Below are 22923 nucleotides of genomic sequence, written 5' to 3'. Positions count from 1 at the left end.
ATGGGATGCTAGTGAGTTTACAACATAAAGTGAAACTTTAATCAGTGAGGGTTTTACTGCCCGTTAATGCGGGATAAATTACATCTGTTTGTCTAAAAATCAACCTTCTCCAAATACAACCCACTTGCATCAGCAAGACAATTGATTTGGTTTCGTTGTTTCGCCTCTAAAATTTGTGGTATTGCGTTAGCATCTAACTGACCTAAGCCAACTTCTACTAACGCTCCAACGATCTTTCTCACCATATTGTGAAGAAATCCGTTTCCGCTCACTCTAATTTGGATGAAACCTTCATTTTCTACTATATCGAGCATATATACTTCTCGAACCATAGACTTCTTCTTAGATTTAGCGTTTGAAAAAGCAGTAAAATCATGTGAACCGATTAAATATTGCGCTGCTTTTTTCATGCTTTCAATATTTAACTTTTTCTCAACATGCATGCTATATTTACGCATAAATGGATTTGTATGTTCCTCATTCCAAATCTTATATGAATACGTTTTCGCTTTAGAATTATAGCGAGCATGAAAACGCTCTGGAACTAGCTTCACATCAGTAATACTAATATCGTTTGGCAAGTATTGATTTAAATACTTTTTAACTTTAGGTTCCGTCAAATTCTCCTCAATCATAAAATTAGCTACTTGGTTAAGAGCGTGTACACCAGCATCTGTTCTGCTGCAACCGATAATTTCGATATCTCTTCCGACCATTTCTGATAATACACTTTCAATTTTTCCTTGAATGGTATTATCGTTATTACCAAGTCTTTGCCATCCCTTATAGCGTCCACCATCATATTGAATCGTCAATTTATAATTGTTCATTGTATTCTCCTTACTTTCATTGGCTGAATAAAATACAATCCCTCACACAGACTCCTGCTGTATGAGGGAACAGATCCTATTATTTCAAGGTAGTTTATTTTCTAACAAGCTTAACTACATTCTCAACATGCGCCGTATGCGGGAACATATCAACCGGCTGCACATATTCCACTTCATAGCTCTGCATCAATGCTTTCACATCACGTGCTAATGATGAAGGATTACAAGAAACGTAAACAACTTGTTTCGGTTTCACTTTTAAAATCGTTTCGAGTAATTTGTCATCACAACCTGTACGCGGTGGATCAACCACGATTACGTCTGGACGCCATCCTTCTTTTACCCATTTCGGTAACCATTGTTCTGCTTTTCCAGCTTCATACTTCGTGTTTGTAAAGCCATGACGCTTCGCATTTTTCTTCGCATCTTCAATCGCTTCTGGAATTACATCCATGCCGCGTACTTCCGCTGCATCATTCGCAAGCCAAAGTCCAATTGTACCAACGCCGCAATATGCATCAACAATTTTTTCTGTACCTGTTAACGCAGCAGCCTTTTTCGCTTCATTATATAAAACAACCGTTTGTTCTGGATTCAACTGGAAGAAAGCGCGTGCTGATAATTCAAATGATAAATCACCAAGTGTTTCTTGAATGACTTCTTTCCCAGCTAAACGGAATGTTTTATCACCGAAAATAACAGATGTTTTACGCCAGTTCACGTTTTGCATAATCGATTTTACAGTTGGCATCTGTTTTTGTACTTCTGCGATAAATTGATCTTTATTTGGCAGTTCTTCTTTTGTTGTAATTAATGTGACTTGTACTTCCCCTGTTTGAACCGCAGCACGTGTCACAATTGTACGTACAAGACCTTTTTGTTTTTTCTCATTGTAAATAGAAATGTTCAGTTTTTCTAATATACGTCTTACAACTTTTGTTGCTTCGTTCGTTGCTTTATGCTGAATCATACAATGAGAAATATCAATTAATTGATGTGAGTTTTGTTTGTATAATCCTGTAATAACCTTTTCGTCTTTACGTCCTACTTGCAATTGACTTTTATTGCGATAATGCCACGGATCTCCCATGCCAAGTGTCGGACGAATATCCGCTTCCATACTTCCGTTCATATACTTTTCAAATGCCTGTACAACAATATCACGCTTTTGATTCAATTGCTCTTGATACGCTAAATGTTGCAACTGACAACCGCCGCATTCATCGTATACAGGACATGGCGGTTTTACGCGATGTGGTGACGCTTTACGGATTTTTTTCACTTTCGCTTCAGCAAAACCACGCTGAATTTTAGTTGTTTCTGCAACTACTTCCTCTCCTGGTAATGCCCCTGGAATGAAGACAACTTGTCTCTTGAAATAACCAACGCCCTCTCCGTTAATCCCAAGACGTTTAATTGTCACAGGAAACGTTTGACCAACTTCCAACTTACTCTCATGTTGTTTTTGTATCATTGTTACACCTCTACTCTATACTTTTCCATAAATATAACGCTGCATAACTGCAGTATGGTTCACACTCTTGTTTCATTTGTTCTAAAAATGCGTCATCCGGTTTATTCTCTAATTGAAATAATCCTTGAAGTGCACGCTGAAGCCCGATATCTGCTTTCGGAAACATATTTTGACGCCCTAGCCCAAACAGTAAGAAGTTTTGTACCGTCCATGCACCGATGCCTCGCAGTGGCAATAGCTGTGCTGTTACTTCTTGGTCTGTTTTTGCCTCTAGTTCTTCTAAATGTAACTTACCTTCCGCAATATGTTTCGCAAGTCCAACGATGTATTCAGCCTTTCGCTGACTAAACTTTTGATTTCGCAATTCTTCTACTGTAATATTTGCTACCCTTTCAGGTGTTGGAAAAAAGAAAACGCCATTCTTCTCTGTTCCATACCTTTTTACAAATTGTTCTGTAAGTGTAGTTGCAAATTTCAAATGGACTTGTTGATGAATAATACAGCGAAGAAGGCAGGCAAAATAGTCAAACTCTAAAATAAGTGGTGTATATGCAAATGTTTCGAAAAGCGGACGTAATGATGTGTTTATAAAATGGTTTTGCATATCATGAAAGGATTGATTCCATTGAAAAATTGAATGAATACGTTTCATAATTTGCTCTTGCTCACCCATCTGGCTTGAAATCCAAAATTGTGGCTTTTCAAGCGTGCCAATCCCTTGCACGCGTACAACAATATGTTCTCCATCTACGATGAGTGGGACTTGAATTGTTTTATCTTCTAAATTCACAGCATTCAACGGATCAAAAGATAGCCGCCTTAACACTTCGTCAAAATGATATGGATATTCTAACGTAACATGCTCGCTCCACATACATTTCCCCATCCTTTTTACACATCATTATAGCATGAGAAAACCGTAAGCATACATGCTTACGGTTGATTGCTTTTTACGAAATCATCTAGGCTTTTAAAATGATACCCTTTCTCTCGTAAATCATCAATGATTTTTGCAAGTGCTTCTGTATTATCTTTTGATACTGCGTGTAATAAAATAATTGCCCCTGGATGAATCATATTCATTACATTATTGTGAGCATACTGCCAGCCTCGTTGTTGATCTATCTTCCAATCAATAAAAGCAAGTGACCAAAATACATTATAATACCCCATATCTTTTGCTAATGCCAATGTACGTTCACTGAAGATCCCACGTGGTGGACGTAAATATTTTACTTCCTTTTGTCCGGTTACATTCTTAATTTCATCTGTTACACTTTGCAACTCTTCACGAAGTTTAGCATCATTTACTGTTGTGAAATCTGGATGTGTCTGTGAATGATTCCCAATAATATGTCCTTCGTTTACCATTCTTTTTAATAAATCTTTTTGTCCTTTTATATAATGTCCTGTCACAAAAAAAGTTGCTGGTACTTTCTTTTCTTTTAATACGTCTAAGATTTTTCCAGTATATCCATTTTCATATCCGTTATCAAATGTTAAATATATGTCCTTTTTCTTCATGTCCCCTAGATAAAAACCACCGTTGTTACGTAGTAAGTCAGTAAACCTCTTTCCAGCATCTGGTGGCGTTTCATCTTTCGCCCGCGGAATTCCCCAGTGATTTGGTGTGTTTGTATAAGCAAATACAGAAGCCGGAACAAATGCCATCATAATTGAAAAAATGAGACCTATATATAACCATTTATGCTTCATAAATAGTCTCCTTTCCATATATAATCGTACCTGTAGTTTCTGTTTTCAATATTTGTTTCATGCTGAACATGTTTTTCCATATATACCAAAGAAAAATGCACCTCGAATCATTCGAGATGCATTTTTCTACTTAGCCCGCATTCACGTGCAGTAATACCCTCACCCCAAAATTCTGCAAGCAGCAAAGAAATTACGTGAGGGCTAATGATTAGTGGGGATGAAGAAACACTAATCAAAGTTTCATTTTATTTAAATACCGGTTCTTTAAACTCTGCTAATTTTTCAAGTGAAGTTTTATCGACATCGGCATGTAAGCTTTTACCGTGTGAATCCATCGTTACAACTGCTTTAAATCCATCAATACGTAAATGCCACATTGCTTCTGGAATACCAAATTGTAAAAAGTCTACGTCTTTTACTTCTTTAATACATTCCGCATAATACTGCGCGGCACCGCCGATCGCATTTAAATATACACCGCCATGCTCCTGAAGTGCAGCTAATGTTTTCGCACCCATGCCGCCTTTACCGATGACCGCACGAATACCAAACTTTTTCATAATATCGCCTTGGTATGGCTCTTCACGAATACTTGTCGTTGGACCTGCAGCTTTAATTTTCCAATTTTCATTTTCATCTTTAACAACAACTGGACCACAGTGATAAATGACTTGTCCATTTAAATCTACAGGACAATCGTTATCCATTAAGTGTTTATGAATTGCATCACGGCCTGTATACATCATTCCGTTAATTGTAACAACATCACCAACGCGAAGCTCACGAATTTGCTCTTCTGTAATTGGTGCTTGCAGTACAATTTCACGTTGTTCATTTTTTTCTTGCTGTGCTTCTTGCTCCAGTGTATCTTCACCTTCTTGATACAACCAATCGATGATTTCACCTGTTTCCGGATGAATGTTTACACCTAAGCGGCGATATGCCCAACAATTGTATGCAACAGACACATAGAAACTAGCTGGCAGACGATTGTATACGCCGATTTTACAACCAAGTAAAGTCGTTTCGCCGCCAAAGCCCATTGTTCCAATACCAAGCTTATTGGCGTTCTCTAATACGTAGTCTTCAAGCTTCTCTAATTCTGGAATTGGATTTACATCATCCAATGTACGGAATAATTGATTTTTTGCTAGCTCATAACCTGATGTACGGTCTCCCCCGATACCGACTCCGATTACACCTGCACTACACCCTTGTCCTTGTGCTTGATATACCGCGTGAAGAAGACATTTACGAATCCCTTCTAAATCACGGCCCGCTCGTCCAAGTCCTTCTAGTTCGCAAGGTAAGCTGTACTGAATGTTTTTATTCTCACAGCCACCACCTTTTAAAATTAAACGAGCATCAATATAGTCTTTCTCCCACTGTTCAAACTTAATAACTGGTGTACCTGGTCCTAAGTTGTTCCCACTATTGTCGCCAAAAAGTGAATCAACAGAGTTCGGACGAAGTTTTCCGTTTTTTGTCGCTTGCTCAAGCGCACCATAAATAGCTTCTTTTATGTGTAATTGATTTATGCCAACTGGTGTGTAAATTTTGAAAGTTGGCATCCCTGTATCCTGGCAAATTGGCGAGATATTATCATCTGCCATTTTAATATTGTTTGTAATGGTGCCAAGTGCCATCGCAGAACGAGTCCCTGCACTTTCTCGCTCTTTTGCTCGTTGAATTGCACGGCGAACATCCTTCGGTAAGTTCGTCGATGTTTCAACAATTAGTTGATACATGCTTTCTTGAAGCTTTTCCATTGTTACTTCCCCCTCAATTGTGAACGCTACCAAAACGCTAAAAAAAATTTTCACAATTTGATTATACCCTTTTTTCTATATTCCTTCTATTTCGATAGCATCTGAAAGGGATTATATTTTTTTATATCTTTTTAAATACGCTTGTACATCATCGTATGCACCGCTCTCATTTGCATATTTAATATAATTTTTAATCGTGCGGAACCACTCCAACGTAGACGGCTTCGTTTCTACTATAGCATCGGTTAAGTCCTTCATTGTAACGGTTCGTTCCACACCTGTTGTCATAATTTCTCCTAAAACATTTTCTACGGCCAGCTCTACTACATTTTCAATGTCAGCACCGGAATACAGTTCTGTTTCTTTAGCTAACATATCGTAATCTATTGTTGAAATTGGTTTTCCTGCCAGCTTAATTTGAAAAATACTGCTCCGTGCGTCTAAATCAGGTGGGGAAACGAAAATCATTTTATCAAAACGACCCGGTCTTTTAAACGCAGGATCAATATCCCACGGCATATTGGTCGCACCAATTAACAATAGTTTGTCTGTATTCGTATCAATACCTTCGATCTCTGTTAACAATTGATCTATAACTGTTCTTAGTGTCGGATGTCCCGACGCTTTGCTCCGGTTAAATCCAAGCGCATCCATTTCATCTAAAAATAAAATACATGGCTTTTGGGAACGAGCATGTCGAAAAATTTCCCGTACATTTTGTTCACTCACGCCAACATACGGATCAAGAATATCGGTAATGCTCATCGTCGCAAAATGTGCTCTGCACTCCCCTGCAGTTGCTTTTGCAATATATGTTTTGCCGCAGCCAGGAGGACCGTATAATAAAATGCCGCCGCCAACTTTTTTCTTAAAACGTTCAAATAATCCTGGTGAAGTAAACGGTTTAATAATTTTCATTTGAATCGCTTTTTTCACATCATGCAAACCGCCGACATCCTCAAATGTAATCTGGTCTTGCTCACGTTTTTGCTTGCTTCTTCCGCCTTGAAGCACGTTCATCGGAATCACATTTTCTTCCACATTTTCGTTTACATAAGCTGTATGTAACTGTTTTTCCTTTTCCGGATCTCGCTCTATTACGTGATGCTCGTTTTTTTCAAAATGGCTCCCCTCTTCTGTTACATCTATTGTTTCTTTCGGACTTGTAAGCGCCTGTGATAAAGCTCCCAATTCAGCGGCAACTTTATCTTTCCATTCTTGATCACCATACTGAAGGGCTTTCGATAAAGCTTGCAGCGCATTTGCTATATCTCCTTGTTCTTTATACTCGACTCCAATTAAATACCAAATCGATCCGTTTTCTTCATCTTGCGCTAACACTTGCTTTAACACATCTATTTTATTCACCGTGTTCTCCCCCGTCATGATCTTTTTATTTTTTTATACAATTTGTACATCGGTGTAGATAGCCAGCTCCATATACAAATGATGATATAAAATAGCATTCCGATCATCGTCATATTTTCCCAATTTAATGTGATGAATAAGCCTAATGTTCCAAAACATATTGCCCAAAAGATAAGCGGCCCACCCACTTTATTCACGAGAACATTCGGAAAGAAAATCGGATGAATCAGCTCTTCCGCTTCTTCTAAGATTTCAAGTAATTCTTTATCATTAGGCGCCAACAAAAACGCTTGTCGGTAATATTTGTATGCTTCCCTATACCTCTTCCTTGTTGCTGCATGGGCTCCTAACTGTACTAAAAAATGAACTTCGTTATTTGATCCATAATAATTATCTTTTAAGGATTCCTCTATTTCTTGTTTCGTTCCTATTGCAAGTAATAAAACAAATTGATAATGAAGAACCGTAGGATGATTCGGGTCAATTTCTGCTGCTTTTTGTATGAATTGTTTGGCTTTTTCAATATGGCCTGTTTTTAATAAAACAAATGCATATTTCACCATTGCTTGCGCATGGGAAGGGTCTGAATACAGAACATTCAAAAAGCTTTGCTCCGCTTTTTCAAGTTCATTCGTGTATGTATATATATGTCCAAGTGTATAGTACACTTCTTCTGGCTTATAACCATGCTGCAACGCTGATATGCAAAGCTCTTTCGCTTCATCATATTGTTCTGAATCTGCATAGCAGCATCCTAAATTGTACAATGCTTCCGCATGCTGCGGATTATAAGAAAGCAGCGTTTCTAATTTCTGCTGTGCGTTTTCAATATGACCAATCCCGTAATAATGCTGCGCCTCTTGCAACAACATCGTTTCACTCTGTGAAGTTGACATACAGCATCTCCCCTCCTACTAACAATGCCGTTTGGGCCATGATACCAATTATTCCAATGATAAAACCTATCCATCGTAATGACTCTACTCTTTCATTTACTAAACTATGAATTCGAAATCGCTCTCGCATTGCATACATATACGCACCTGCTACAACTGCAGCAGCTATTCGAGAAACAATCTTCAGCACATCTATATTACCAATTAAAGCAGCACAGATGAACATTGCTAATAAAGTCATTATTCCTATTATAAAGAGTCCGTATATTTTCTGCTTAGACTCTTTTAACCAAATCGCATTGCAAGTTCCTAAAATCATAACTGGAATAATTCCAAAAATGATTCCGATAATAAAAAAATTGTAAATATTGTACGTTTTTGTTTCTCTTGCTTGTTTTCCTTGTAATACAGGCTCCACCGAATGATATTCCATATAATTCCTCCTTTTCACCTTCATATTATAAACTATTTTTTCTGCCCATTTATACTGTAAAGTAGAAAACTAAAACAGATTTTCTTGGAGACTGTCCCAAAAGGTCGTTTTTAACGACCTTTTGGGACAGCTTCGCCATATAAAAAGCGGCTACCAAGACATGATTGGCAGCCGCTTTAATATAAATATATTATTCGTCTTTTTTAAATTGCTCACATTTCAGTTCTAATTCATCTAACATTGCAAGAAGGCGATCTACATCTTCTAGTTCTACCTCTTCTGGTTCAATTGTATCAATTACTTCTATGAACATATTTAAACGTTCTTTTAAATATACTAGTTGTGAATCTTTATCTTGAATTGCTTTTCCCACGAAGGCACTCTCCTTTTTATTCGAGTTGCTTTTATTATACCGCAAAAACAATTGTCACGGGCATGAATTTTCATCAATTTTGTCAACAGTACTTAACTATATACAAATAGAAATGTAAGACTTTTTTTATCCTTTGACATGAAAAGAGCGGATAAAGAAATTCTTGTTACAAAAAGTTTCACTTTATAAAAGGCCCATATTCTTCTATTATAGAGGATGGACAAATTGTTATTTCAACAGTCAAAGGAGTATTTCAGATGAGTATATCACAAACAATGAAGCCGATTACTCCTTCTTACGATCCATGGGAAGCGTATATGGACCTTGAAGAGTACGGCAAATTACTATTAACAAATGTTGAGTTTACAACGACAACATTATGCAATATGCGCTGTGAGCATTGCGCTGTTGGTTACACATTACAGCCGAAAGATCCAAATCCGCTTCCTATGGAGCTTTTATTACAACGACTAGATGAGATTCCTCATTTACGTTCTTTAAGTATTACTGGCGGAGAACCTATGCTTTCAAAAAAATCCGTTGATAACTATGTGACACCACTTTTAAAATATGCCCATGAACGAGGCGTTCGCACTCAGATTAATTCAAACCTAACTATAGATTTAGCTCGTTACGAACAAATTATTCCATACTTAGATGTACTGCATATTTCACATAACTGGGGAACGATTGATGATTTCGTTGAAGGCGGATTTGCAATGATGGAGCGCAAGCCAACCTACGAACAACGTGCTAAGCTATTTGAACGAATGATTACAAATAGTAAAGCATTATCAGATGCAGGTGTTCTCGTTTCTGCGGAAACAATGTTAAATAAGCGTACATTGCCACATATTGAACACATTCATCGTCAAATCGTTGAAGAAATGGGCTGTAAGCGCCATGAAGTACATCCAATGTATCCAAGTGACTTCGCTAGCAACCTTGAAATTTTAACAAAAGATGAAATTCGAAGTGCGATCGAGCATCTGTTACATATTCGCGATGAAAATGTATGGATGCTATTTGGAACATTGCCATTCTATGCATGTAGTGATGATGAACGTGACTTGGTTACATTACAAAAATTACATGGAAGCAAAAACGTAACAGTTCGTAATGACCCAGATGGACGTTCTCGTTTAAATGTAAATATTTTTGATGGCAATATTATCGTAACAGACTTTGGGGATATTCCATTGCTTGGTAACGTACAAACAAACACATTGCAAGAAGCATATGACAAATGGAGCAGTTCAAAAACAGCACAATCATTAAGCTGTCATTGTCCAGCCGTAAAATGTCTCGGACCAAATATTCTTGTAAAAAACAGCTACTATCCAACCGAGGATTTCTTAACAAAAGAAACAAATATTACGATTTAACTACAAAACGTCAGCAGAATACGCTGACGTTTTGTAGTTCATTTACTTTATTGTGGCTGAGATGAAGATATAAATTTAAAGGACAAATGATCCTGAATTGGAATAGAGGCCCCAATTCCTTGTGAAGTAATATTTTTAATGAGAAGCCTCTTTTGATTCCCTTTTAAAACAAGATATACTTCTCCAAATGTAACTTTTCCTTTTTCATTTACCGCTGGTGTATACGCATATAAATATCCAAGTTGTTTTGGACTAATATTGTATACACGTGCATTCCCAGTACCGTAACCGATAATTGTTTTAAAAGAAAGCGGCAACTGTACTTTCTCCATTGCCTGTAACAACATCATTTTTTTCACATCTTCTGCATCTTTAATATAGGCAGTTAAACCACCTTCGACTATTTTCTGTGATTCCTGTTTGTAACGAAGCGGATAATATCGTTCTATTCCTCGGTTGTCATAAACATTACGGCTTACCTGTTTATACTCCCAATTCATTGTTGTCTCTATTGATTCATAGTTTAAAGGCCACTGTCCTAAATAAATTTTTGCCCTATACCCCACTGCAAGCGGTGCATTTGAAATCGACGTTTCATTGAACATCCGAATTAAATCTGGATTTTCAATGCGGATTGATGATGTTTTAAGTAATTCTTTCGCGAGCTTACTTGGCTGTAAACGCGGCAAATCCTGCTCCACATTTGGATACGTATTATCCTTTGAAATATTTAAAACAGATGAAGGCATTTTTACATTTACCGTTGTCTTTGCAAAACTGCTGCAAGGAAATAATAAGATCAACGAGGCCATAGTTGAAAGACATATGCTGTATACTCGTTTCACCTGCCTGACTCCTTTCTAGATAAAATGAAACTTCTATGAGCGGGAGCTTTCTTCCTCTCTCGCTCATAGTTAGCTCTCTCCAACTGGACTGCTGTCTTCTTTCTATACTAGTGGTTTTACTGTCCGTTAGAGTGAGATAAAGTGAAACTTTTATCAGTGGGGGTTTTCTTCATCCCCATTGATAATTAGCCCTCACCACTCGGGCTTTTACGGGCAGTTATTCCATACCTATCTTCTTTGGTTTTTCTGAATCTTGAGGTGGGAGTCTTACTGCCCGCGAATAGCGGGATAAAAATGGATACAATTCGCTGACCAAAGAAAACATTTAAACAGCTGTTGTACTATCTCTATTGTTTTCTCTGCTTGATATTGTTATCCAAATTTTTTATAACAAATAGAAGCCAATCCCCATAATAAAATAAGCAGCCAATAATGTTCCTCCTTCAAACCAGTTCGTATCCCCATCGTTTGAAATCGCAATTGTTAAAAAAACAGCTGTGACCATCGCCACGAGTTCTGGCATTGTAAATACAAGCGGCATTTTTACTGTGAAAAACATCGAAAGTAATACGAGTACAGGAGCAACAAACATAGCTATCTGTAATGTAGAGCCAACCGCAATTTCAACTGCAATATTCACCTTATTCTTATATGCCATAATAATTGCGGATGCATGCTCAGCTGCATTGCCGACAATGGCAACAATGATTACCCCAATGAATAATTCCGACCATCCAAATGATTTCGCAACTATTTCAAATGTATGAACAAGTGCCTCTGATACATAGGCAACTGCCAGCGTTGCAATTGCTAAAATAAGCAATGCTTTTCCTTTTGACCATTCCGGCTCTTCCTCATGCTCTACCTCATCACTTTTATGCTGATATACGCCGCGATGCGTGACGAGTTTAAAAAGCAGTGCTGCTAAATACATGATAATCATGATAATCGAAATGCCAATACTTAATTGGTATGTTTTCTCTATATTCATTTTCATCGAAAAGACTTCTGGAATAACAAACGCTACCACAACTGCAAATATCAATAATGCGGAATTATGCCTTGCATCATAAACATTGAAACTTTGTCGTTTATACTTAAGCCCTCCTACAAAAAAGGAAAGACCCCCAACTAGCAATAAGTTTCCAAGTACAGAACCAGTTAATGAGGCAAGTACCACCTCTGTTAATCCTGCTTGCAATGCAAAAATTGAAATAATAAGTTCAACCGCGTTCCCAAACGTCGCATTTAATAACCCACCAATTCGTGGTCCAGACACGATTGCTAAACTTTCTGTTGCTCGCCCCATAAATCCAGCAAGAGCAATAATTGTAATGCAATATACGGCGAACATAAGCGTCTGCGGCCAATGTAACGTTTTTCCAAGTACAGAAAGCGGGACTCCAATAAGTACAAGTATTAAAAAAATTTTATTGAACATGTTTTCCATCCTTTCATCGCATGTATTTCTCCCTATTAATATCATTATTCTTCTCCTAACTTGTCCCATTTCATCACAATTACGTTTAAAAAATGGAATTGTAGAAAAAAGTATAGAGGATCACAAGCAATTCTAAGCAATGAAAGTTTCGCAAAAAAAATTGCGGATTATAGAAAGGGGTAAAAAAATGCATTTAAAAGAAAAAATTGCGGTCATCATTGAGGGACAAAGAACAGGCGTACTAGCTACCGTTCGTGAGAATAAACCCCACAGCTCTTTTATGATGTTTTTTCATGAAGATTTTGTATTATACGTAGCAACAGATCGTAAATCCAAAAAACTATCGGATATTGAGCAAAACCCAAATGTACATGTGTTACTTGGAAATGAAGGAAAAAAATGGGATGAAGATTATATTGAAGTGGAAGGCACCGCTTCTATTGAAGAAGATCCAACATTAAAAAGTAAATTTTGGACTAACAGCTTAAAACGCTGGCTACTTGGTGCTGAAGATCCAAACTATGTACTTATAAAAATTAATCCAAATACAATTTACTACATCGATAGTGCTGGTGCGACGGAACCGGAGTTTTTGCGACTATAATCTTAAAACAAGCCCCTTCAAAAGGGGCTTGTTTTGTCGAAAAGTTCTTTTTCAAAAAAACATAAAAAAGCTGGAACTTTCTAAAGATTCTGTTATATAATAGCATTAACTTAAATAAACTGTATTAAAACAGATTGGGAGGAGAAATAAAAATGATGAAAAGAGAAGAACGGAAGAATATGATTGAGTTTATCGAAAAGAAAAAAGGAATTGAGCGCGACGAACTATTATTCATGACAGATGATGAAGTGGAGCATATTTATAATGTAACGTACTTTCTATACGAAGAAATTGCAGAATAGTATATAGAAAGCCCCCTTGTATGTTTATACAAAGGGGCTTTTGCTATTTTCATAGAGAAACTCCAGATTGGTATATTATAAAGTGAAACTTTGATCAGTGGGGTTTTCTTCATCCCCCACCGAACTGTGAGATAGGGGTATTACTGCCCGCGAATAGCGGGATAAAGGTCCTCTATCCCGCTATTCGCGGGCATGAGAATGGTTTTCATGTATAATGATACGAGACTGGAGGAATTTTACTATGAGTTCATGGCTATTATTCGCATTATTATCAGCAATTGCTGCAGCACTTGTATCTATTTTTGGAAAAATCGGTTTAGACGGAATTGATGCCAATGTTGCAACAACTGTCCGTTCCATCATCATGGCACTATTCATGATCGGGGTTATTATGATACAAGGGAAGTTTCAAAATATTGGTGACGTCCTAATGAATAAAAAAGCACTGCTATTTATTACTTTAAGTGGTGTAGCTGGTGCTTCATCTTGGTTATTTTATTTTCTTGCCTTAAAAACAGGAAAGGTTTCACAAGTAGCTCCTGTAGATAAGTCAAGTGTCGTACTCTCCATTATTCTTGCGATGATTATATTAGGAGAAAAATTAAACTTCATGACTGGAATGGGTGTTGTATGTATTACAGCTGGCGTTCTATTTATTGCTTTCAGCTAAAAAAACCGCTTATATTAGCGGTTTTTTTTGTCTTCTTATGTACAGCCATATAATTAACACGACCACTGCCGAAATAATGAATATCCATATCCCATAATGATGCAAACTATGTTCAACAAAGCGCCATTTCGCTCCAAGCTTCCAACCAAGCCCAATAAAAATACTAATCCAAATGAAAGCACCAATGTATGCATATAGACAAAATCTCCAAAATGTTAAATTTGACATGCCAGCAAAGTACGCTGTCAAATGACGAACTCCTGGTATAAAGTATCCAATCATTAATAAAAAAGGACCATATTTTTCAAATAAAACATGTGTTTTTTCAATTTGTTGTTCTGTAATTCGCACCTTTGGACCATACTTTTTCAACACAGGCAATCCAAGTTTCAAGCCAAGTAGGTAACTTAATGTAATCCCAAGTAGCGCACCAGCCATTCCGCTTAGAAAGGCAGCTGAACCTGACATATTCCCTCTCGAAATATTATAACCAACAAATGTAAGTAAGAACTCGTCCGGTATCGGAAGACCAACGATACCACCAGCAAGAGCTATAATAATTCCGAAATATCCATAGTGTGCAATTAATTCACCAATATGTTGTTCCATTCGGATGACACATCCTATGCACGATCGTTATTCCATATTGTGCCCTCTCCCCCTGTGAAGCAAACATGGTATACGTATTCACTATACATCGTTTTTATACTGAACTCTACTTTTAATCTTTTTTGCTTTATATTAGACTATATTCCGTTTATTCTTTTATATAAATACAAATTAAAAAACCGACATAAAACCCTTCTTTTTAGGCGAGAGAGAGCATCCGGCCATGCATAGAAGCGATCAGATCCTTTTCCTGCCCAGACATAGTGAAAACAAAGAGAGAAAACGAGTGCAGGTCACCTTTTGTTATCCATAGCTGCGGCTTATATGTCGAAAAACCAAAATGGATTTATATATGTAAATCTATTTTGGTTTTGTAAGAAAAATGAAATTTTACTAGCATGAATTTTTGTTACAATAAAGGGAAGTTACTATCAGCAATAGTTTAACTCTCAAGAGAACTGATATAGGCAACCGTAACTGTCACACTTTTACACATAAACCTATTCTTATCCCTTTACATGAAAATTATTTTCAAAATAAAACAGGGGGAAAAAACATGACAATGGAAAAACAGTTAATAAAAAAGATATATTATGAAACTTTCTTAATAGACCAAGCTACCAATCAACCTCTTCAAATTCTTGGAGAAGCTTATATAAATGAAGAAATGAATGAGCCTTCTAACCTATCTAATATTCGCTTCGCACAAGGGGAATTTTATTATCATCATAAAGACTTTGAAACAGCTATTTTCAAATGGGAGAAAGTAAGTAACGACCTAATGCCATGGGCTCAAAAAAATATAGCAGATGCTCATTTTGAACTTGGCTCGCTTTCAATAGCAGAAGGAATCTATACATCGATTGACGGAAAAGATCAAACTCTTACGATGGAGGTTTTCTTACAACTCCTTTCTCTTTACATTGAACAAAATCGCTTAGAACTCGCTTTCCAAATCATTAAAGAAGCCGTTTCACTGCAACCAGACTATCCAAACATTACAGCAATCGCTCGTGCTTTTTATGAAAAACAACAGGATTGGAACAATGCCATTGAGCTCGCTGTTCAGGAAGGGATTCGAGCGGAAACATTACAGTGGTTTAAAATTCTAACAAACTATGTTGATCAAGGATTTACGAAAACAATTGAACCTAAATACTTTTATGAAGCACTAAAAGTGTTATATACGATTGATCAAATTCAATTTAAACAACTCGTCTCATCACTTTGGAATAGTTATAAGTCAGAACCAAACTATTTAGTATGGCTCAAAACAATTAATCATCTATTTTTACATATCGAAGTAGATTCCTATGATACATGGGATGAAATTTCAGCTCTTTATCAAGACACCTACTGTGAATTAATTGCAGAACAGTACTTGATGAAGGACTTACAGGATCTTATTCCAGACTTGTTAACAAATTGGTTTAGCTTAACGAAGTCAGATCATTCTTTATTTGTGTCTGCAGCAGCATTAGCTTGGAATGAGATTTCACCTTCCAGTATAGATACATTAATCGTAAAAAGTGCTGAAACTCTCCTTTCCAGCTCAAATTATCACACAGATGACTTAGAAAATATTGCAAAACTTTTTGAATCTATTATAAGTTGGGCCGAAAAGAATGACGTTGAATTGGACAATCCTTTCACACGGCTCGTTCGTGAACTTTCCGATGTAAAAGTGCAGCACCTGATTGTAACTGGGGGATGTGGAAATGGTAAGTCATCCTTTATTAACTCTATATTAGGAGAACATATATTAAGCGATTCACTTTCTACCACTATTGTTTTTAAAGATAATACCCAGACAGAAATTACTGAATTCACGGATACAGAGATAAGAAAGACTTCAAATTTCAATGATTTCTATGAAATGATGGCTATACCTCGAAAAGCAGAATTAGAGAAGAGATGCATTGAATTTAAACTACCGTGTAGATTTTTAAGTAAAAATAAATTTTCATTCATGGTTATGCCAAGCCTTCCTGACAATAACGATAAAGAAAATACAACATTTGAATATTTACATGCGGCTGATAACCTATTATATGTACTAAGTGCCTCTTCACCTTTAACTGATGAAGAACTTGATACGCTACTACACATGCGAGAACAGGTACCTGACCTACAAGTTAATTTTATTTTAAATAAGATCGATACTATTTTTAGCGATGAAGCAGCAAGTAGAATAGTAAATGAAACAGAAACTACCGTCCGTACACACTTTCCAAATGCACGAGTATTTCCTTATTCTTCTTTATATGAAAGTAGTCAACAACTAAGTGATTTGACTGAATGTATCACCTCTAATTTCAGTTATAGAGATATAAAGAAAGAACGTATGGAAAAACTATTATGGTTTATACAAAAAACAGTTAAGCATCTTTTAAATAAACGAGTAGAACTAGAAAATCTCTTAGCAAAATCTATCCGTTGGAATAAACATATTTTAGTGAAACTAAATGGTCTTATCAATAATCTTACTGCTATCGAAAAAGATAAAGTTCGTGTCATCTCAGAATCTTATCGTATAACTAAAGAAGAAATTATACATGATCTGACAGAACAAATTCCTGAGCTATTGCAAAGCTGTTCCGACTTAATTAATGAAGAGAGCGACTTTAAGAAAATTCACGAAGAAGTAAATACAGCAATGAATGAAAGAATTCAGAAGCATTTACAGCAAGTGATATTACCTAAGTTTACTCATTCTATTCAAGAGTGGATTGAATCGACTCATAATGAATTTATTCATAGTCAATCTTATTTAGATGAGATGAGCGAAACATTTAATACTTTATACGAAGAAGAGCGTATCAGTTTACCATGCGACTTCCAATTACTTGATGATTGGCGCCGCGATGTTGCTAGAATGACAAACCGGATAAAGGTTGATGAAGTAAACATTTTACTTCGATTTACACCAACACAATTTTTCCTTAAAAGTGCTGGAAAGTTATTCGGGAATATGCAAACAAATCAAGCAATGCTCTATAAGAAATACAAACACTATATAGAAACGGAAGACTATACAGATGTAACAACTACCATTACAAAACAGTTCTTCTTACAATTTGAATTATTTGAGAGTGCATTGGAACGTGATATTATGATGTTCTTTAAAGATCCTCTTAGTATATTAAAACAGACAGTAGAAGAAACACATCTCGAAATACACGAGGATGAAAATGCGTTAACGAAACTAAAAACAAACCCAGAAATTTATCATGACCCTTTAACACTTTTTGAATTACAACTACTGCAATATAAATTTATGCTGAATATAAATACAAAAAGAAACGGTGCGGCTTCCCCTTCAAAAGTAGAAATTGATGAGGCACCAACCATTTAAATATAAGTAAAAAAACCAAGCAACTCGTAACAACTGCTTGGTTTTTTTCTTATATTCTAATTTACAATTTTCATATGATTAAATGGATAATAGATCGCCGTTAATGTTCCAAGCACTTCTTTTTTTTGAATAAGACCTAAACCGTTACGGCTATCTCTGCTCACTAAACGATTATCCCCCATAACAAAAATTTTATTTTTCGGTATTGTAATAGGTCCAAAATCTTCTGTTAAGTTAATAAGGAGTTGTTTTGCATGTTTTTTATTTTTGTCTAAGTAAGGTTCATTTTGCAATTGATGATTTACATATAATTGATCATTTTTCATCTCGATTACATCTCCTGGCAATCCAATAACTCTCTTCACATAAAAATTATCAGTCTTCACAACAATAATATCTTCACGCTCATAACTTTCAAATCGTTTTGCTAGCTTATTAATAATTACTTTATCCCCGTCTCGCAATGTTGGTCCCATAGATGCCCCTTGTACAGTTGTCGGAAAAAGCACAAATATCTTCACTGAAAAGGCGAGCACACATGCAACAGCAAGTATTTCAAAGAATTCACGAAAACGGCTCTTCTTCTTCTTCATCCATTTCCCCTTTCTCCCTCATTTCTCTATTATAAAGCCTTTCTGTAAATAAATTCTATATTATCCGTTAATTGTTCACTTAATTTACCTAAAAAAAAGACCTACTCTCATAAAGTGAAACTTTGATCAGTGGGGGATTTTCTTCATCCCCCACTGATTATTAGCCTTCACCAATCGGGCTTTTACGGGCAGTTTATCCTTTTTTCATATTCCAACATATATAATACACATCTGCGCACCAACATATGTCAACCAAATCCAGAGCGGATCATACTTCACTTTACGCTCACCAATATCCGTTACACCGATAATAAAATCAGAAATGACAAATAAAAATCCACCAAGGGCTGGTATCCACCACATTCCATTATTTGCGTAGAATAACGCAAATGCCACACATGCCATTCCACCAACCCACAAACCATAAACAAGTGCACCAATCGTAAACAGTTTATCTTTTTTTGTATTACGGATAAAAAAGAACCAGCCAATGATTAAAAACAAGCCGTACGCTACTATCCCAATCCAAAATCCTGTCCATGAAATGCCCGTTTGTAAAAATGCCGTCACATAAAAGCAGTGTGCAATTGCAAAAGCGACCATACCGCCAATTAGCCGATGCCCAAACGGAATGAGCCCTGCCATAAATAAATCTCCAAGCGTGGATAACGTCATACCGATTGCCACCCATTGACGATATTCTACAGCTGGATCTTGCAGCCACATCCATACTGCACCACCTGTTAAAGAAAAACTAAGAATTAGCCGAATAGGTAAAGGCAACGGCTCATTTTCCCGTGTTTGTTTTGTCTGCCACATTGCATATATGGCACCAAAAACAAATAAGATTGCTTGCCCAATTAATAATATGTATAGTGCGTTCATACAAATTTCTCCTCAATGAATATATAGTTTTTATGTTTTTTCGTGATACAGCTCACCTTTTCCTGTTTATCTTATAAAATTTCTAAAGAGGATGTTCAAAAAGAAAAAGAAGAACGCAATCGTTCTTCTTTTTACGCTACTGGTTTCTCCTGCTCTTTTTGCTTCGCCGCAGGGGTTCTGTTTACAACAATAATGCCAGCTGCTACACATGCTAAACCAACTAAAACGAATGAGTGAATTGCTTCTCCTAAAATCATGCTGGATAACAACACACCGAATACCGGAATAAAGAACATGTACATCGATACTTTTCCGACCTTATTATATTTCATAATCGTATTCCATATGCAAAAGCCTGCCGCTGATAATAAGGATAAATATAACAACATAAGTATCGCTTTCGTACTAAACACAAATGGCATAAATCCAACTTGGAAAATACCAATACATAATAGCCCAAATGATCCAAAGATCATTTGGTAGGCTGTCATATAGCCAACATCTAACGTTTTGCTTCCTTCTTTTGCTAATATATTTCCGTATGAATACATCATCGCTGCACCAAGAAGTAGTAACTCCCCGATTCCAAAATGAAATTCCATATGTCCGCTTGGAATATTTACAAGAACCACACCACAGAAGCCAATCGAAACCCCGATAATTTTCCTCATATTTAACGCGTCATCTTTATACAAAAAATGTGCCATTAAGATTTGAAAAAAGGATGACGTGCCTGAAATAACAGCACCTTCGATTCCCGAACTATAACTCATGCCAATATAAAAACATACATATTGTAGAAACGTTTGAAATAAACCGATTTGCACCAGTTGCTTCGTTGTTTCTTTTTTAAAGTACATATTTTTTCCTAACGCTTTAAAAAAGAATAAGAGCATCACACCTGATAAGAAAAAACGATAACCAGCAAATAATATTTGCTCCCCTACTTCATGAGGCTGAATTCCAAGCTCAGTATAACTTAATTTTATAAACGGAAATGCACTGCCCCAGAGAAATGTCGCTGCTAATGCAGCAATAAATACACCAATCGGATGGGTAAAAAATCTTTCTGTCTTCACTTGTTGTCTTCCTTTCCGACCTTTTTATGAACAATACTCATATATACCAAAGGAAAACTAAAAAAACAAGTTTTTCAATTTTTCATATAAGCAAAAACATATCATGAGGTAGGAACATATGTTATACTATTGAATAATTATAAAGTAAATAATTTCACAAATTTTTGTGTTTATTCAGAAATGCTGCTATCCATATGGATGGCAGCTTTCGTCGTTTTATAGGGGTTTCGATTTTGATTCTTTTTCTCAATAAGAATGTGAAAGGAGCGGGAAACAATGAATTCAGAAGTAAAAACATTGCCAACAAAAAAGAACATGCCTAGTTCTTCTTGGATGCAATCATTACAAAAACATTATGAACTTATTTTCGCGATTACATCAGGTATTTTTATTTTAGCTGGTTGGTTATTAACAAAAAGCGAGGCGCAAATCGCTGGGATTGTTTTATATATCCTTGCATATATAATTGGAGGCTACGCAAAAGCAAAAGAAGGCATTGAAGATACAATCGAAGAAAAAGAACTAAACGTTGAGATGTTAATGCTCTTTGCAGCAATTGGTGCCGCTATTATTGGCTACTGGGCAGAAGGTGCCATCCTAATATTTATCTTTGCATTAAGCGGTGCCATGGAATCTTATACATTAAACAAAAGCCAAAAAGAAATTTCTGCACTGCTTGATTTACAACCTGAAGAAGCTTTATGTATCTCTCACGGAAAAGAAGAACGTATTCCAGTAAGTCAGTTACAAATTGAAGATATCATTTTAATCAAACCAGGTGAACGTGTTCCGGCTGATGGTATCATTCACAATGGTGAAACGAATATTGATGAAGCAGCAATTACAGGGGAACCAATCCCGAATGAGAAAAAATTTGGTGATGAAGTATTTGCTGGAACTGTGAATTTACGCGGTGCTATTGAAGTTAAAATTACAAAGCGAAGCGATCAAACGTTGTTCCAAAAAATTATTCGTCTCGTTCAAAATGCTCAAAGTGAAAAGTCACCATCGCAGCTTTTTATTGAAAAATTTGAAGGTACGTATGTAAAAGCTGTACTCATCATCGTTGCTCTTATGATGTTCGTTCCCCATTTTTTACTAGATTGGAGCTGGAATGAAACATTTTACCGCGCTATGATTTTACTCGTTGTCGCATCTCCTTGTGCGCTCGTCGCATCGATTACACCAGCAACACTATCTGCTATTTCCAACGGAGCACGCAGCGGTATTTTATTTAAAGGCGGCATTCACCTTGAGCGACTTGCCTCTGTAAAAGCAATTGCTTTTGATAAAACAGGCACATTAACACAAGGAAAGCCAGCTGTAACAGACGTATATGTACGTGAGGAAATATCCGAGAAAGAAGTATTGCATATTACAGCTTCTATTGAAAGTCATTCAACACATCCGCTTGCAGAATCCATCGTCAAATATGCCAAACACGCGTATGACATTACAGTAACAAAACCTGAAAAGGTAGAGGATGTAACTGGATTTGGCTTAAAAGGTGTACTTGAAAATAAAGCTTATAAAATCGGAAAGGCAGATTTTATGGGCGAAGAAGCAAAAATATTTCATAATGGTATCGCGACTACACTTGAGCAAGAAGGAAAAACAGTCGTATATATTGGCGATGAAGAAGGGATTCTTGGTCTTATCGCCTTAAAAGATACCCTGCGCCAAGAAACAATTGCCGCAATTCGTGATTTACAAAGTCTTGGTGTAGGAGCAATTATGATTACCGGTGATAATGAACAAACAGCTAAAGCAATCGCAACTGAAAGTAACATAAAAGAATACTATGCATCATGCTTACCAGAAACGAAAGTAGAAACGATTAAACAACTAAAAGAGAAATACGGTACGGTAGCAATGGTTGGTGACGGTATTAACGATGCTCCTGCCCTCGCTACAGCAAGTATTGGCGTTGCCATGGGAGAAGGAACAGACGTAGCCTTAGAAACAGCCGATGTTGTTCTTATGAAAAATGAACTCTCTCGCCTTGCTCAGGCCATTCGTTTATCCAAACGAATGAACCGTATTGTAAAGCAAAACGTTATCTTTTCATTAACAGTAATCGCGATGCTAATTTGCTCAAACTTCCTACAATTTTTAGCTCTGCCATTTGGCGTTATCGGTCATGAAGGAAGTACAATTCTTGTTATTTTAAATGGCTTACGATTACTAAAAGGGAATAATTAAACGGGCTCCCATTGGGAACCCGTTTTTTTAATGGTAGCTATTATGACCATTCGCACTGCTGCTCGTTTTATGTTTCGGCTGTGAGCTACTTTTT

Annotated in this window: 21 protein-coding genes; 6 read left to right on the top strand and 15 right to left on the bottom strand. The window is 36.5% G+C overall.

Annotated features, from left to right (window positions below; translation table 11 throughout):
* Positions 1 to 92 precede the first annotated feature (92 nt).
* The 9 genes from truA to QRE67_RS02690 all read right to left on the bottom strand — a co-directional run bounded on the left by truA (position 93) and on the right by QRE67_RS02690 (position 8859).
* Positions 93 to 830, bottom strand: a complete 738-nt coding sequence (gene truA, locus QRE67_RS02730) for a tRNA pseudouridine(38-40) synthase TruA (RefSeq protein WP_286123435.1) — start codon at positions 828 to 830, stop codon at positions 93 to 95.
* A 94-nt stretch (positions 831 to 924) separates the two neighbouring features.
* Complete coding sequence (rlmD, locus tag QRE67_RS02725) at positions 925 to 2304, bottom strand: 23S rRNA (uracil(1939)-C(5))-methyltransferase RlmD (protein ID WP_286123434.1); 1380 nt, start codon at positions 2302 to 2304, stop codon at positions 925 to 927.
* Positions 2305 to 2314: 10 nt separating this feature from the next.
* A complete protein-coding gene (locus QRE67_RS02720; RefSeq protein ID WP_286123433.1) occupies positions 2315 to 3178 on the bottom strand; it encodes a DNA-3-methyladenine glycosylase family protein in 864 nt (287 codons plus the stop codon).
* A gap of 59 nt (positions 3179 to 3237) precedes the next feature.
* Positions 3238 to 4020: a delta-lactam-biosynthetic de-N-acetylase gene (gene pdaA, locus QRE67_RS02715; protein ID WP_286123432.1), complete on the bottom strand. Its 783-nt coding sequence runs from the start codon at positions 4018 to 4020 to the stop codon at positions 3238 to 3240.
* Between the two features lie 245 nt (positions 4021 to 4265).
* Complete coding sequence (gene fumA / locus QRE67_RS02710; protein WP_286123431.1) at positions 4266 to 5789, bottom strand: class I fumarate hydratase; 1524 nt, start codon at positions 5787 to 5789, stop codon at positions 4266 to 4268.
* A 111-nt stretch (positions 5790 to 5900) separates the two neighbouring features.
* Positions 5901 to 7157 carry an AAA family ATPase gene (locus QRE67_RS02705; RefSeq protein ID WP_286123430.1) on the bottom strand — a complete coding sequence of 419 codons (1257 nt, stop codon included), beginning with the start codon at positions 7155 to 7157 and terminating at the stop codon, positions 5901 to 5903.
* A 14-nt stretch (positions 7158 to 7171) separates the two neighbouring features.
* Positions 7172 to 8053, bottom strand: coding sequence for a tetratricopeptide repeat protein (locus tag QRE67_RS02700; protein ID WP_286123429.1), 882 nt, complete (start codon positions 8051 to 8053; stop codon positions 7172 to 7174).
* Positions 8034 to 8486 (bottom strand): hypothetical protein, encoded by a 453-nt coding sequence (locus QRE67_RS02695; protein ID WP_286123428.1) that lies wholly within the window; start codon positions 8484 to 8486, stop codon positions 8034 to 8036. The genes QRE67_RS02700 and QRE67_RS02695 overlap by 20 nt, the downstream gene beginning before the upstream one ends.
* Before the next feature lie 190 nt (positions 8487 to 8676).
* Positions 8677 to 8859, bottom strand: a complete 183-nt coding sequence (locus QRE67_RS02690; protein WP_002174720.1) for an SE1561 family protein — start codon at positions 8857 to 8859, stop codon at positions 8677 to 8679.
* Between the two features lie 257 nt (positions 8860 to 9116).
* Here QRE67_RS02690 and yfkAB point away from each other — a divergent pair, with 257 nt between their 5' ends.
* Positions 9117 to 10244, top strand: a complete 1128-nt coding sequence (gene yfkAB / locus QRE67_RS02685; protein WP_286123427.1) for a radical SAM/CxCxxxxC motif protein YfkAB — start codon at positions 9117 to 9119, stop codon at positions 10242 to 10244.
* A gap of 47 nt (positions 10245 to 10291) precedes the next feature.
* Here the strand turns inward: yfkAB and QRE67_RS02680 are convergent, their stop codons facing one another.
* Both QRE67_RS02680 and cax read right to left on the bottom strand, forming a co-directional pair.
* Positions 10292 to 11089, bottom strand: a complete 798-nt coding sequence (locus tag QRE67_RS02680) for a YfkD famly protein (RefSeq protein WP_286123426.1) — start codon at positions 11087 to 11089, stop codon at positions 10292 to 10294.
* Between the two features lie 385 nt (positions 11090 to 11474).
* The gene (gene cax, locus QRE67_RS02675; RefSeq protein WP_286123425.1) at positions 11475 to 12530 is read right to left on the bottom strand and encodes a calcium/proton exchanger; all 1056 of its coding nucleotides are present in this window, start codon (positions 12528 to 12530) and stop codon (positions 11475 to 11477) included.
* Between the two features lie 187 nt (positions 12531 to 12717).
* Here cax and QRE67_RS02670 point away from each other — a divergent pair, with 187 nt between their 5' ends.
* The 3 genes from QRE67_RS02670 (at position 12718) to QRE67_RS02660 (ending at position 14106) form a co-directional block, all read left to right on the top strand.
* Positions 12718 to 13134, top strand: a complete 417-nt coding sequence (locus tag QRE67_RS02670; RefSeq protein ID WP_286123424.1) for a pyridoxamine 5'-phosphate oxidase family protein — start codon at positions 12718 to 12720, stop codon at positions 13132 to 13134.
* A gap of 152 nt (positions 13135 to 13286) precedes the next feature.
* A complete protein-coding gene (locus QRE67_RS02665; protein ID WP_000977681.1) occupies positions 13287 to 13436 on the top strand; it encodes a BH0509 family protein in 150 nt (49 codons plus the stop codon).
* A 241-nt stretch (positions 13437 to 13677) separates the two neighbouring features.
* A complete protein-coding gene (locus tag QRE67_RS02660) occupies positions 13678 to 14106 on the top strand; it encodes an EamA family transporter (RefSeq protein ID WP_286123423.1) in 429 nt (142 codons plus the stop codon).
* Positions 14107 to 14115: 9 nt separating this feature from the next.
* Here the strand turns inward: QRE67_RS02660 and QRE67_RS02655 are convergent, their stop codons facing one another.
* Positions 14116 to 14715: a DedA family protein gene (locus tag QRE67_RS02655; protein WP_286123422.1), complete on the bottom strand. Its 600-nt coding sequence runs from the start codon at positions 14713 to 14715 to the stop codon at positions 14116 to 14118.
* A 556-nt stretch (positions 14716 to 15271) separates the two neighbouring features.
* Here QRE67_RS02655 and QRE67_RS02650 point away from each other — a divergent pair.
* Positions 15272 to 18070 (top strand): dynamin family protein, encoded by a 2799-nt coding sequence (locus QRE67_RS02650; RefSeq protein ID WP_286123421.1) that lies wholly within the window; start codon positions 15272 to 15274, stop codon positions 18068 to 18070.
* 56 nt (positions 18071 to 18126) lie between these two features.
* On the opposite strand, the gene lepB is transcribed toward QRE67_RS02650, so the two are convergent.
* The 3 genes from lepB to QRE67_RS02635 all read right to left on the bottom strand — a co-directional run bounded on the left by lepB (position 18127) and on the right by QRE67_RS02635 (position 20627).
* Positions 18127 to 18663, bottom strand: coding sequence for a signal peptidase I (gene lepB, locus QRE67_RS02645; RefSeq protein ID WP_286123420.1), 537 nt, complete (start codon positions 18661 to 18663; stop codon positions 18127 to 18129).
* 204 nt (positions 18664 to 18867) lie between these two features.
* Complete coding sequence (locus tag QRE67_RS02640; RefSeq protein WP_286123419.1) at positions 18868 to 19548, bottom strand: lysoplasmalogenase; 681 nt, start codon at positions 19546 to 19548, stop codon at positions 18868 to 18870.
* A 131-nt stretch (positions 19549 to 19679) separates the two neighbouring features.
* Positions 19680 to 20627 carry a DMT family transporter gene (locus QRE67_RS02635; protein ID WP_286123418.1) on the bottom strand — a complete coding sequence of 316 codons (948 nt, stop codon included), beginning with the start codon at positions 20625 to 20627 and terminating at the stop codon, positions 19680 to 19682.
* Between the two features lie 276 nt (positions 20628 to 20903).
* Between QRE67_RS02635 and QRE67_RS02630 the strand changes: the two genes are divergently transcribed.
* Positions 20904 to 22829, top strand: a complete 1926-nt coding sequence (locus tag QRE67_RS02630; RefSeq protein WP_286123417.1) for a heavy metal translocating P-type ATPase — start codon at positions 20904 to 20906, stop codon at positions 22827 to 22829.
* Positions 22830 to 22923: the final 94 nt, after the last annotated feature.

It is taken from the genome of Bacillus sp. DX3.1 (assembly GCF_030292155.1).
Taxonomy (GTDB): domain Bacteria; phylum Bacillota; class Bacilli; order Bacillales; family Bacillaceae_G; genus Bacillus_A.
Note: the sequence above shows the minus strand (reverse complement) of the source record. Positions and strands in the feature narration are given on the sequence as shown.